Source organism: Trichococcus sp. (genome assembly GCF_049684335.1).
Lineage (GTDB): Bacteria > Bacillota > Bacilli > Lactobacillales > Aerococcaceae > Trichococcus.
Genome location: NZ_JBAVFV010000005.1, coordinates 1 through 13,033, shown reverse-complemented (window position 1 = coordinate 13,033; position 13,033 = coordinate 1). Strand labels below are relative to the sequence as shown.

The 13,033-nt window shown below is 46.2% G+C and carries 10 protein-coding genes; all 10 read right to left on the bottom strand.

Going from position 1 to position 13,033, the window contains the following annotated elements:
- Nucleotides 1-145: 145 nt before the first annotated feature.
- Nucleotides 146-502, bottom strand: a complete 357-nt coding sequence (gene rbfA / locus WBM30_RS01115; protein WP_086627880.1) for a 30S ribosome-binding factor RbfA — start codon at nt 500-502, stop codon at nt 146-148.
- A 38-nt stretch (nt 503-540) separates the two neighbouring features.
- Nucleotides 541-2,994, bottom strand: a complete 2,454-nt coding sequence (infB, locus tag WBM30_RS01110) for a translation initiation factor IF-2 (RefSeq protein WP_424898972.1) — start codon at nt 2,992-2,994, stop codon at nt 541-543.
- 22 nt (nt 2,995-3,016) lie between these two features.
- A complete protein-coding gene (locus WBM30_RS01105; protein WP_107995208.1) occupies nt 3,017-3,325 on the bottom strand; it encodes a L7Ae/L30e/S12e/Gadd45 family ribosomal protein in 309 nt (102 codons plus the stop codon).
- The gene (gene rnpM, locus WBM30_RS01100) at nt 3,322-3,606 is read right to left on the bottom strand and encodes an RNase P modulator RnpM (RefSeq protein WP_086627877.1); all 285 of its coding nucleotides are present in this window, start codon (nt 3,604-3,606) and stop codon (nt 3,322-3,324) included. The genes WBM30_RS01105 and rnpM overlap by 4 nt, the downstream gene beginning before the upstream one ends.
- Before the next feature lie 18 nt (nt 3,607-3,624).
- Nucleotides 3,625-4,926 carry a transcription termination factor NusA gene (gene nusA, locus WBM30_RS01095; RefSeq protein ID WP_424898971.1) on the bottom strand — a complete coding sequence of 434 codons (1,302 nt, stop codon included), beginning with the start codon at nt 4,924-4,926 and terminating at the stop codon, nt 3,625-3,627.
- 31 nt (nt 4,927-4,957) lie between these two features.
- A complete protein-coding gene (rimP, locus tag WBM30_RS01090; RefSeq protein ID WP_424898970.1) occupies nt 4,958-5,431 on the bottom strand; it encodes a ribosome maturation factor RimP in 474 nt (157 codons plus the stop codon).
- A 170-nt stretch (nt 5,432-5,601) separates the two neighbouring features.
- The gene (locus tag WBM30_RS01085) at nt 5,602-9,939 is read right to left on the bottom strand and encodes a PolC-type DNA polymerase III (protein WP_424898969.1); all 4,338 of its coding nucleotides are present in this window, start codon (nt 9,937-9,939) and stop codon (nt 5,602-5,604) included.
- Nucleotides 9,940-10,021: 82 nt separating this feature from the next.
- Nucleotides 10,022-11,296 (bottom strand): RIP metalloprotease RseP, encoded by a 1,275-nt coding sequence (gene rseP, locus WBM30_RS01080; RefSeq protein ID WP_424898968.1) that lies wholly within the window; start codon nt 11,294-11,296, stop codon nt 10,022-10,024.
- A gap of 36 nt (nt 11,297-11,332) precedes the next feature.
- Nucleotides 11,333-12,127: a phosphatidate cytidylyltransferase gene (locus WBM30_RS01075; protein WP_424898967.1), complete on the bottom strand. Its 795-nt coding sequence runs from the start codon at nt 12,125-12,127 to the stop codon at nt 11,333-11,335.
- A 10-nt stretch (nt 12,128-12,137) separates the two neighbouring features.
- On the bottom strand, nt 12,138-12,899 hold the full coding sequence (locus WBM30_RS01070; RefSeq protein ID WP_424898966.1) for an isoprenyl transferase: 762 nt from the start codon (nt 12,897-12,899) through the stop codon (nt 12,138-12,140).
- Nucleotides 12,900-13,033 lie beyond the last annotated feature (134 nt).

Genomic DNA, 13,033 nt, shown 5'->3' with positions numbered 1-13,033 from the left:
TCTTTTATTCAATGCGCTCGCAAAAACGTACCTCGGTCAATTTTATGTGCCTTTAGGACTGAATTATAATCGTTATGCAAAAAAAAGACAGACACAACGATCGCAATGATCATTGTGTCTGTCTTTTAGTGCGAAAATATGAAATCTATTTTTTTTCGTCCTCGTGCATCTTGCGGATCAATTCATCGATTTTGCTGCCATAAGCTACCGATTCATCTCGTTTGAAGATCAATTCTGGTGTCTTGTAAAGTGTCAGACGCGTTCCAAGTTCCTTGCGGACAAGGCCAGTAGCTTTATCCAATCCTAGTTGCGTTTTTTCACGATCGCTGGCAAGTTCCGACAATGTGCTGTAATAGATGGTAGCTTGCTGCAAGTCACCGGTGATTTCCACATCAGTGATGTTTACGTTCGCAACACGCGGATCTTTTACACGCTTAGCCAGGATATCATTCACTTCGCGTTGTATTTCTTGCTTTATTCTTCCGGCTCTGAAATTAGCCATATTGGTTCACCTCTCACTAGCTTGATTGCTGTTGCGTTTTATTTCTTGATTTCAACCATATGGTACGCTTCGATGACATCATCGATGCGGATATCGTTGTAATCTTCGATCATCACACCACATTCGAAGCCTTTTTTAACTTCTTTGGCATCATCTTTGAATCGCTTCAAGCTTGCAAGTTTGCCGTCGAAAATGACGATGTTGTCGCGGATGATACGGATACTGCTGCTTCTTCCGATGTAGCCATCCGTTACGAAAGCTCCACCGATTGTGCCGACTTTAGAAACTTTATAAGTCTCACGGATAAGCGCTTGACCGGTTACTTGCTCTTCGAATTCAGGATCCAGCATGCCCTTCATCGCTGTTTCGATTTCATCGATGGCGTTGTAGATGATACGGTGCAGACGGATGTCCACATTTTCGTTGTCCGCTTGGATCTTCGCTTGAGGAGTCGGACGAACATTGAATCCGATCATGATCGCGTTGCTGGCTGCCGCCAAGGTAACGTCACTCTCATTGATTGCGCCTGCTGCCGAGTGAACAATCTTGACTCGGACACCTTCGACCTCGATTTTTTGTAAGCTCGCAGCCAATGCTTCAACTGAACCTTGCACGTCAGCCTTGATGATGACATTGACATCTTTAAGTTCTCCGTCTTTCAAGCTGGAGAACAAGTTATCTAAAGTCACGCGGTTCTGCGTTGAACGTTGTTCCATTAGGGCACGTTTCGCACGTTCTTCACCGGCTTGACGCGCTGTCTTCTCATCTTCAAAGACAACAAAGTGATCCCCGGCTTGCGGTGCTGCATTTAAACCTGTGATTTCGACAGGCATTGCAGGCCCAGCCGTTTTTACGCGTCTGCCTTGATCATTGGTCATTACGCGGACGCGACCATGAGTATAGCCGACTACGATCGGATCGCCGATTTTCAAAGTACCTGACTGCACCAAGACGGTAGCAATCGGTCCTTTTGATTTATCCAAACGGGCTTCGATTACGGAACCGATCGCTAAACGATTCGGATTAGCTTTCAATTCCTGGACTTCAGCAACCAACAAAATCATTTCCAACAATTCATCGATCCCTTGACCGAACTTAGCTGAGATGTTAACGAAAATCGTTTCGCCGCCCCAAGCTTCCGGAACCAAACCTTGATCGGATAGTTCCTGCATAACGCGATCTGGATTTGCTGTTGGTTTGTCGATTTTATTCACGGCAACAATGATAGGAACATCAGCCGCTTTTGCGTGGCTGATAGCTTCGATTGTCTGTGGCATCACACCGTCATCAGCTGCAACAACGATGATTGTGATATCTGTTACATCCGCTCCGCGGGCACGCATCGTCGTGAAGGCCGCATGTCCTGGTGTATCCAAAAACGTGATCGGTTTGCCATCGATTTTGACCTGATAAGCGCCGATATGCTGCGTGATTCCGCCTGCTTCGGTTTGGATTACGTTCGTATTGCGCAGTGAATCTAAAAGCGTTGTTTTACCGTGATCGACGTGACCCATGATAGTGACAACAGGTGGTCTAGAAACTAAGTCTTCCGGATTTTCTTCCATTTCGAAATAGCTGTCCAAATCGGAAATATCCTGAACGACTTTTTCTTCGGCTTCGATGCCATAATCAGTAGCCAACAATTCCAAGGCGTCTTTTCCTAATGCTTGGTTTTGAGTGACCATGATGCCCATCAAGAATAATTTTTTGATGATTTCAGCTGGCTCACGGTGCAGTTTTTTGGCAACTTCCATTACATTCATACCGTCTGTATAGACGAACGTTTCCGGTAACTCGCGGAATTTGCGTGGCGGTACTGCCGGTCCTTGCTTGGTCGTGCCTTTTTTGAATTTTGAGCGTTTATTTTTGTTGTAGGGATTGTTGCCTCTCCCTTGATTTCCTTGACTGCGTGGATTGGATCCGCCTGAATTTTGACCGTATGATGGACGGCTTGATTTGGCTGGCGCATTGGTAGTAGTATTAGTGTTTGCAGTTTTCTGCACTGGTTTATCATTTGATTTGTTTGGCGAAACAGAGTCAACTCGATTCATTTTATTATTTGGACGATTTTGTCCAGCTTGGCTTGTGGCTTGCGCCGGCCGATTTGTATTCTTTTCTGTAGCGTTTCTTGCTTGTCCTTTATTTTCGGAACCGTTTTTTTGATTCGGAGAAGGATTCGATGGTTTATCTTTCATGTCTGTTTTTTTCCTCAGTTCACTCTTATCAGTAGGTTTATGTGTTCCGGTTGCAGGCGACTTTTTGTTGTCTGCTGGTTGCTTCTTCTGTGTCGCACTGGATTGCGGTGCACTTGGCTTGGCAACCTGGTTACCAGCAGTGGAAGAGATGGATTGGTTCAACTTTTTGATGTCTCCGTCTTCCATGGTTGACATATGGCTATGATAATCGATCCCCAATTGTTTTGCTTTATCCAACACCGTTTTGCTTGGTATCTTGTGTTCGTTTGCATACTCGTAGACACGTTTTTTTTCCATGTCATCACCTTCCCTTATCTCATTACTTTGTTCCTTTCAGCCGCATGAAACTTTTGGCGAATCCTCTATCGGTCAAGGCGCAAATGGAACGGGACTTGCCTATTGCTTGACTGATTTGTTCCGAAGTGAAATGCACCAGGAACGGGACTTCATAATAGCGGCATTTGTTTTCTAATTTTTCTTTGGTGTTATCGCTGCAGTCCGTCGCACAAAGGACGAAGACTGCTTCATTTTTTTGGATGGACTTGATGGTCATTTCTTCACCTGTAATCAATCTGCCGGCGCGCAATGCCAAGCCCAGCAAATTCAACATCTTATCTTCAGGTGTCATAATAAGCTCCTTGCTTTTTGGTGTTCAACATAATCGAACAACTCTTGATAGAACGCATCACTGATCGCGGTCTCAAGATGTTTCTCCAAAATGTGTTGCTTCCAAGCTTTCTGCACCAATGCAGGTTCCAGAGAGACATAGGCTCCACGGCCATTCATGCGGCCGGTAGGGTCAATGGCGATTTCACCTGCTTGATTTTTTACGATTCGGACTAATTCTTTTTTTGGTTTCATCTCGTTGGAGACGACACATTTCCTCATCGGAACTTTTCTTGTCTTCATAAACCTTCACCTCACTGATTAGTCTTGATAGTCCTCTGCTAATTCATCATAGCTTTGTTCTGGATCTGTCTCGACTTCCGAGATCAGCTGCTCTACATCTTCAGGATCAAGGATTTGTTCATCATTTTCGTATGCTTCCGCATAATCCGTTTCTTCCGCTGGAACAGCGATATCTTCAGCGACTTCCTCAGCCGGGAACATCTTATCCAAGCCAGCGAAAGAATGAAGTGTATCAGCATCTTCATCATCGGCTGCAACTTTTTGAGCACCGGATTCCATCAATAACTTATTATACTCCGTTTCGGACTTGATATCGATTTTATAGCCTGTCAATTTTGCCGCTAAGCGCGCATTTTGACCTTTTTTACCGATTGCCAATGATAGTTGATAATCCGGAACGATGACTGTGCAACTGCCGTCCGCTTGATGGAAATCTACATTCACGACTTGTGCTGGATTCAATGCATTTCCGATGTAGATCGACGGATCTTCATTCCATTCAACGATATCCATATTTTCTCCGCGCAATTCGTTTACGATTGCTTGGACACGCTGGCCTCTTGGTCCTACGCAAGTTCCGACAGGATCAACGTTCTTATCGCGTGAGCGCACGGCTACTTTTGAACGGTCTCCGGCTTCACGGGCGATCGAAACAATTTCGACTACGCCATCGAAGATTTCCGGAACTTCTTGCTCAAACAATCGCTTCAGCAAGTCGGGATGACTGCGGCTGACAAAAACTTGCGGTCCTTTCGAAGTGTTCTCAACTTTTGTGATGTACACTTTGATGCGGTCGTGCGGCTGGAACGTTTCATTCGGAATCTGCTCTTGCTTAGACAATACCGCTTCAATTTTCCCAAGGCTCACATAAATATACCGGCTGTCCATTCTTTCGACAACGCCCGTCAAAATGTCATTCTCATAAGCGATGAATTGATTGTAGACGATGCTGCGTTCCGCTTCACGGATACGTTGCATGATGACTTGCTTGGCTGTCTGAGCGGCAATCCGTCCAAAATCTTTAGGAGTGACCTCAAAACGGATCTTATCGCCTAATTCGTATGCTTTATTGATCTTTAGAGCATCCTCCAGACTCACTTCCAAAGTCGAATCAAACACCATATCCACTACTTCTTTAACAGCGTAGACATGGATGTCCCCTTTTTTTGTATCGAATTCCACTTCAACGTTTTGGGCCTGACCATAATTACGTTTGTATGCAGACACAAGCGCAGCTTCCAACGCACTGATAACAATCTCTTTTGAAATACCTTTGTCTTTTTCCAACACTTCGAGAGCACTTAACATTTCTTTGCTCATATTATTCTTTCACTCCTATCTCAAAAAATGATTAAAATTGGATAGCCAATCTTGCGTTTGCGATCTGTTTTCTTTCGATTTCGATATCTTTTGTTCTGGTTTTGATTCTGATCGTCAATACGACGGACTCGTCATTTATTTCCTTTAACGTTCCTTCGTAGAATTTCTCACCATCAATCGCCTGATAGAAGGACAGATGCACGTATTTTCCGATGGCATTTTGCATATCCGCTTCAGTCTTTAATGGACGCTCTGCTCCTGGTGAGGACACCTCCAGGAAATACGCTTGCGGGATTGGATCAGGGTCGATGGCATCCAATGCTTCACTGACCTTTTCGCTGATCAATGCACACTCTTCGATATCGATGCCGCCTGGCTTATCTATATAGATTCTGAGAAACCAGTTTTTCCCTTCCTTCAAAAACTCCAAATCCACTAATTCTAAATTCTGTTCATCAACTATTGGTTGAACCACTACTCGAACTTCATCTACTACACGACTCACAGAAATCCTCCTTTATCAATCCTACACCACTGTCATACATTGGCTGACTGCGTAAAAAGAGTGAGCGTTTCCGCTCACTCCATCCGACGACTTATTCTTATATAATCATACACCATTGTGTCAGTAAATGCAAGGACTTACCAATCTAATGGCTTTGGAATAGCCTTCCCCTAAAAATCAAATAAAGAAAGTTGATTTTCGTCGGGTAAGTTTTTCAACACGCCATTTTCATTCATGTAATCGATGATCGTCTTCGAAACCTTCCCTCTCGTTGCCAAGTCCTCTTTGGACAGGAACGGTTGGGTTTCCCTCGCTTGAACGATCTGGTTCGCCACGTTGCCGCCCAATCCCGGGATGGCCCGGAATGGTGCAATCAGCGTATCCCCTTCAATCACGAAATTATTGGCGTGCGATTTATCGAGATCGACCATCTTGAAGGTGAAGCCGCGCTCGACCATTTCGTTCGCCAATTCCATTACGGTCAGCAAACTTTTTTCCTTGACCGAGGCATCCAAACCCTTATCCATGATTTCTTTCATGCGGGTCTTGATCATTTCTTTCCCTTGTGTCATCGCAACCAAATCGAAATCCTGCGCGCGCACGGAGAAGAAGGCACAATAGTAACGGATTGGCTGGTGCACTTTGAAATACGCGACGCGCAAAGCCATCAATACGTACGCCGCAGCATGGGCTTTCGGGAACATGTATTTGATCTTCAGGCAGGATTGGATATACCATTCAGGTATTTCCTTTGCCCGCATCTCCGCCTGCCAATCATCAGGAATCCCTTTCCCTTTACGGACACTTTCCATTATTTTGAAAGCCAGACCGTCATCCATCCCATGGTGAATCAGATAGACCATGATGTCGTCACGACAGCCGATAACGTCCGCCAGCGGGATATTATTTTCGCGGATGAGCGTTTCGGCATTGCCCAGATAGACGTCCGTGCCATGGGAAAGTCCCGAAATCTGAAGCAATTCCGCAAAGGTGTTCGGGCTCGTCTGCTCCAGCATTCCACGGACAAAGCGCGTCCCGAATTCAGGTATTCCGAGTGTTCCGGTTTTACTGAATATCTGGTCCGGTGTGATACCCAACACTTCGGTGCCACTGAATATCTTCATGACATCCGGATCATTGGGCGGAATCGTTTGCGGATCGATCCCGGACAGATCCTGCAGCATACGGATAACGGTCGGATCGTCGTGTCCAAGTATATCCAGCTTCAGCACGTTATCATGGATGGAGTGGAAGTCGAAGTGGGTCGTTTTCCATTCAGAATCCTGGGCATCGGCCGGGAACTGAATAGGTGTAAAATCGTAGACATCCATATAGTCCGGAATAACGATAATGCCGCCGGGGTGCTGTCCGGTCGTCCGTTTAACGCCTGTGCAGCCTTTTGCCAAGCGATCGATTTCCGCTGATGAGAATCGGAAGTTGTGATCCCGCTCATAGGCTTTCACATAACCAAAGGCTGTCTTGTCCGCAACCGTGCCGATTGTTCCGGCCCGGTACACATATTCTTCGCCAAATAGCTCTTTCGTGTAGGCATGGGCTTGCGCTTGGTATTCCCCCGAGAAGTTCAAGTCGATATCGGGTACTTTGTCTCCATAAAACCCCAGGAAGGTTTCGAATGGTATGTCGTGCCCATCTCGGTCCATATTCTCCCCACACTTCGGGCAGTCCTTCTTTTCCAAGTCGTAGCCGGAACCGATTGAACCATCTTCATAGAAATAGGAATATTTGCATTTCGGACAGCGGTAATGCGGCGGCAAAGGGTTGACTTCCGTTATCCCGGTCATGGTAGCTACGAAACTTGAGCCGACCGATCCCCGTGATCCTACCAAGTAGCCGTCCTGATTGCTCTTCAGCACCAGTTTTTGGGAAATCAGATAGATGACCGAAAAGCCGTTGCCGATGATTGAGTTAAGCTCCTTCTCCAGCCTTTTTTCGACCAGTTCAGGGAGTTCTTCGCCATAGAGCCGTTTTGATTCATCATAAGCTAATCGCGTGACCTCCTCATTCGCACCTTCCATGTTGGGCGTATACAATTGATCTTTGATCGGAACAATCACTTCCGTGCTGTCAGCAATTTTTTGAGTGTTATAAACGACGATTTCCTTGGCTTTTTCTTTGCCCAGGAAGGAGAAACAGTCCAACATCTCATCTGTCGTTCGGAAATGGACTTCCGGCATGTGCAGAACTTTTCCTTGATTCACCTTCAAGGACCCAATCAATATTTCCCGGTAGATGGCGTCCTCCTTGTTCAGATAATGGACATTCCCGGTTGCGACGACCGTTTTGCCCAGTTCATCCCCGATGGCAACGATTTGGGTGATGATTTCCTCCAGATCGCTTTCATTCTTGACTAATTCCTTCGTGATGAGCGGTGCATAAACTTCTTTCGGCATGACTTCGATGTAATCATAGAACTTGGCTTTCTCCTTTGCTACCTCTGCCCCTTTTTGCATCATCGCCTCAAAGATTTCGCCTTCGCTGCAGGCAGAACCGATCAACAAGTTTCCCCGGATTGCTTGCAGAACGCTGCGCGGAAGACGCGGTGTCCGGTAATAATACTCGATATTCGAAGCAGATATAATTTTGAACAGGTCCTTCAGCCCATCTTGATTTTTTGCCAAAATCGTTGCATGGAACGGGCGTGCCCGTTTGTAAGAATCGCCGCCGCCAATATATTTGTTGAGATCATCATGAAACAAGATGTTATGCTCTTCGCGTGCTTCTTTCAGGAATATCCAGCAGAGTGCCCCCGTTGTTTCCGAATCATAAACTGCTCGGTGATGCTGTTCCAAGCCGACACCATAGCGTTTCGCCAACGTATTCAAACGATGGGATTTCAATTGCGGATGCAGGAAACGGGACATTTCCAAGGTATCAATCACCGGATGGGGCGCCTCTGGCATGCCATGGCGTTCATAACTGTTGTTCAGGAAGCCCATGTCAAAACTGGCATTGTGGGCTACAAGAATAGATCCTTCTGAGAATGCCGCAAATTCCTCCAACACCGTTTTTTCCGGTTTGGAGTCGCGCACCATGTCATCGGTTATGCCGGTCAAGTGAATGGTCGTCTGCGATAACGGATGACCCGGATTGATGAACTCTTCGAATGTCTCGATAACATTTCCTTTGTACATTTTTACGGCAGCCAACTCGATAATCTTATCGTATACTGCCGACAGGCCCGTTGTTTCCACGTCGAAAACCACATAGATTGCTTCGCTGAGATCCTCATGGACCGGATTATAGGCAATCGGAACACCATCATCCACGACATACGCTTCAATCCCGTACAATATTTTCACGTTATTCGCTTTCCCGGCTGCATGGGCATCGGGATAGCCTTGCGCAGCGGCATGGTCAGTCAGCGCGATAGCTTTGTGTCCCCATTTTGCTGCCTGTTTGACAAAATCGCCGATGCCGTTTGTGGCATCCATCTGGCTCATGTTTGAGTGCAGATGCAATTCGACTCTTTTTTCGTCTTCGGGCGCCCGATCTTTCCGTTCCGCATGAGCCACTTCATTGACGTCGCGGCCATTCACAACCAAGTCACGCATGAACGTGTCTTCTTGGACGCTCCCGCGTACGCGCACCCAGATGCCTTTTTTGACCAGCTCGAAGTTCTGTTCATCCGTTTCATTTGACGAGAACAGCTTCACCGAAAACGAGGAAGTATAATCCGTCATTTTGAATACGAGCAGTTTTCTGCCGGAGCGCAGTTCACGGATTTCGCTGTCGAAAATGTAGCCTTCGATGACCACAGAACGCTCTTCTTCGGTGATCGAAGCCATCTGCTTGATTTCTTCTTTGCCTGAAATTTGTCTGCCGATCAGCAAGGGCCCGTTGTTGCCGCCTTTCGATTGCGAGCCGTCACTGCGTTGTCTGTCCTGCTGGTTTTGTTTGATGGCTTCTTCTGCTTGTTTGACCAACATTTCATCCTGCTCTTGTTTCCTTGCCAAATATTGCACCATTCGGGCTTCGGATGCTTCCTCGTCTACTTCAATTGTGATTTGGAAACTCGGGAAACCTAAGACCAGATAATTCTGTTGGATAACCGATAAGTAGTTATCCGCTAAATGATTTTTGGTGATCTCATTTTCAACGTTGATCACGACTTTGTTGTTCAGGACGACTGGAGTATGTTTGGCAAAAAGCGACTGGACCAGCGGCGAGGATATGTTGCTTCGCTGGACGACCGTTTCCCAATAATCCAGGATGCTCTCGTTCGTCAAGATCGGTTTCCTTGTTTTGATCTGAAAATCGATCGTGGCGATGGATTGGAATTTTATTTTCATATGGTTCATCAAAGCATTGAACACTTCGAAAGGCAGGACGTTGTCAAAAACGAACTGGAATGACCATAATTTGGATTTTTTATGCACGATGACTTGTTCGATTTCCCCGTTTTCAAAATACGGTAGGTACTCCGGCTTGTGATGCAGATTTATCTGTTCCAGCATTTGCTGGAACAGTTCATGTTTCGATAATGCCATTTGATCGCTCCTTCTTAACTAACAAACAAAAAGATCCAAAGAATGAGCTTTCCTTTCTTTGAATCTTCCTATTTTCTTCCTATCATTGCCCAAAGAAAAATCTTTGGATATCGTTCCAAGTGACGATGACCATCAGTAGGAGCAAAAGCCCCATTCCGATAGCAGTGATGATGCCTTCCTTCTCAGGATCCAGTGGCTTGCCTCTGATTCCTTCCACTACGTTCAGCAGCAGTTTCCCGCCATCCAATGCCGGAATCGGCAAAAGATTCACCACACCAAGGTTGATGCTCAAATAGGCCAAGAAACTGAGCACGCTCATAAAGCCATAATCAACGACCTGTTCCGTTGCCGCATAGATGGCGACAGGCCCGCCGAAAGAATCGGCTTGGAAGCCGGTCCTGAACATGGAGAAAACCAAACCAAAGATGGAAGTGGCTATCAACCAGAATTCTTCAAAACCGTAACTGATTTTAGCCATCACCGTGCGATCCATAGGGGGAGCGACACCGATCAGCCCGTAATCATTTCCCTGCTCATCGGTTTTCGTTTCGGGGGTGATGAGCACATCACGCGCTTCTTGGCCGTCAGACACGACAGAGAGTGTGATTTCATTGCCCGGATTAGCTTGGATGGATGCAACCAGTTCCGTCCATTCAGCGATTTCTTCGCCATTCACAGCCAAGACTTCGTCATCCTCCCGCAATCCGGCTGCTTCCGCCGGGCTGTCCGGTTGGATTTCGCCTAGGCGATTATCGTTGACCGTAACGCCGCCTTGCATGAACGCAATCGTGATGAAAACCGCAATACCCAAAATGAAATTATTCATCGGTCCGGCAAAGTTTGTCATCATCCGTTTCAGTAAGGGGGCTGATTGGTATTGCACATCGATGGGAGCGATCTGAACCTCTGTTCCATCCGCTTCGATGATTGTCGCATCGCGTTTGACTTCATAGGTAACGGGTTCCGAACTTCCCGGAATGATGCCCTTAATGAAGAGCGCCTGTTCCAAATCAGCTTCCAGTAATTCTATCGGAACAGCACGCAAATGCTGTTTATTGCTTAAATCTATTTGAGTTACTTGTTGTGCCTCATCAAGGGATATGTTAAGCGGCATACCGGGTTTCAACTCGGTGTCCTCATCCCCGATGCCTGCCATCCGCACGTATCCGCCGATAGGGAGCATCCTGATCGTATAGGTCGTTCCGTTTTTACGATGAGAGAAGATTTTCGGTCCCATGCCGATTGCGAATTCACGAACCAAAATGCCCGCTTTTTTCGCAAAATAGAAATGGCCGAATTCATGGATGATCACTAATATGCTGAACACGATAATGAACGTTATGATTGTCTGAAACATGTAATCCCTCCCTTTCTGTATCTTGACTTCCCGTTCTTAAAAGATGAAATGCAGAAAAATATGGAACACGGGCATCACAAAAAGCGTGCTGTCGAAACGATCGAGCATGCCGCCATGTCCAGGCAAAATCTTCCCGGCATCCTTGACGCCGAAATAACGTTTGAATGCCGATTCAACCAAATCGCCCATCTGACCGCAGACTGAAAGCAGGACTGCGAGCATGATCTGAAGGCCCATCGATAAACCCAATGGATTGTAGTAATGGAAAAACACGATGGCGATCAGCACAGCAGCAATCGATCCGCCGACGGATCCTTCGATCGTTTTGTTTGGGCTGATTGCCGGAGCCAATTTGTTCTTGCCAATTTTCCTTCCGATCATGTAAGCGCCAATATCCGTTCCCCAGATGATGAACAGCACTAAAAGCACCATCCAAAATCCAATATCCCTTGTCTGCATGAAGTAATAGAAGCCTCTCCCGACATAAAGGGAAGTCAGAACGGAAGCAGCTGCATCGTCAAAGCTGAAATCATTTCTTGAGAACACTGTGAATACGAACAGGATCAATGCTTCCAAATAAATCAAAAGCATCGCATCGATGCCGTCTGGGATGAAATGCAGGTAGGATTCCGGTAACATCAAAAGGACGGTCGCCAAAGCGGTGATGATTCCCTCCACGCTGAAGATGGTCAGCTTTTTCATCTTTAATAGTTCTTGGACGGCGATCAATCCGATTGCTGTCATAAGCAGTTGCAACGCCAGTCCCCCAATCCATAAAAATGGGATAAAAACGGCAGCAGCCACTAAACCTGTGATTACTCTTTCCTTCATGTTATCCTCCTTATATGCCGCCGAAGCGGCGATTGCGATGCTGATATTCTGCTAGCGCAGCCCGCAAGCTGGCTGTTGAAAAATCAGGCCAAAATTCTTCCGTGAAGTACATTTCACTGTACGCAGCCTGCCAGAGCAAAAAGTTACTCAAACGGATTTCCCCGCTGGTGCGGATCAGCAAATCGGGATCCTGCCATTCGCCAAGCCCGCTCGTGAATAGGTATCCAGCGAATACGTCATCGGTGATTTCGTCTGCCGAGAGTTTTCCCGATGCGACATCGCGCGCAATCATTTTTGTCGCTTGAAGGATTTCAGCCCTGGAACCATAATTCAACGCAAAATTCAAAACCAGACCAGTATTGTCTTTCGTTTTTTCGATCGCATTTTGCACGACTTTCAGCGTCTTTTCAGGCAATTGGTCAATCCAGCCGATGGTCGTCACTTTGATGTTGTTCTGCATCAATTCCGGCATGAACACATCAAAAAAATCGATGGGCAAACCCATCAAAAAATTGACTTCGTCAGTCGGACGTTTCCAGTTTTCTGTCGAAAAGGCATACAGCGTCAACACCTTTACATTAAGGCGGCTTGCTTCTATGGTTATCCTTTTCACGGTATTCATGCCCTCTTTGTGCCCGTAGACACGTGGCATAAATTTTTTCTTGGCCCAACGGCCATTTCCGTCCATGATGATGGCGACATGGGCTGGAACGATGCCGTTTTCATCGAACGGCAATTCTGTTTTTGGATTCTCACTCTTGAATAGAGCCATGCTTTATCCCTCACTTTTTCGTAACTCTCTATATTTTAACAAAAACCCGCCTGAATTCCTATGATTAACAGGAAATTATAAAATTTTTAAAATGGCCCACTATTTTAAAAAAGTCAGGGCACAAATCATTTCGA

Excerpts from the sequence above, each read along its gene's own strand:
- rbfA (WP_086627880.1), bottom strand. The coding sequence starts at position 502 with ATGGCTAATTTCAGAGCCGGAAGAATAAAGCAAGAAATACAACGCGAA.
- infB (WP_424898972.1), bottom strand. The coding sequence starts at position 2,994 with ATGGAAAAAAAACGTGTCTACGAGTATGCAAACGAACACAAGATACCA.
- WBM30_RS01105 (WP_107995208.1), bottom strand. The coding sequence starts at position 3,325 with ATGACACCTGAAGATAAGATGTTGAATTTGCTGGGCTTGGCATTGCGC.
- rnpM (WP_086627877.1), bottom strand. The coding sequence starts at position 3,606 with ATGAAGACAAGAAAAGTTCCGATGAGGAAATGTGTCGTCTCCAACGAG.
- nusA (WP_424898971.1), bottom strand. The coding sequence starts at position 4,926 with ATGAGCAAAGAAATGTTAAGTGCTCTCGAAGTGTTGGAAAAAGACAAA.
- WBM30_RS01085 (WP_424898969.1), bottom strand. The coding sequence starts at position 9,939 with ATGGCATTATCGAAACATGAACTGTTCCAGCAAATGCTGGAACAGATA.
- rseP (WP_424898968.1), bottom strand. The coding sequence starts at position 11,296 with ATGTTTCAGACAATCATAACGTTCATTATCGTGTTCAGCATATTAGTG.
- WBM30_RS01075 (WP_424898967.1), bottom strand. The coding sequence starts at position 12,127 with ATGAAGGAAAGAGTAATCACAGGTTTAGTGGCTGCTGCCGTTTTTATC.
- WBM30_RS01070 (WP_424898966.1), bottom strand. The coding sequence starts at position 12,899 with ATGGCTCTATTCAAGAGTGAGAATCCAAAAACAGAATTGCCGTTCGAT.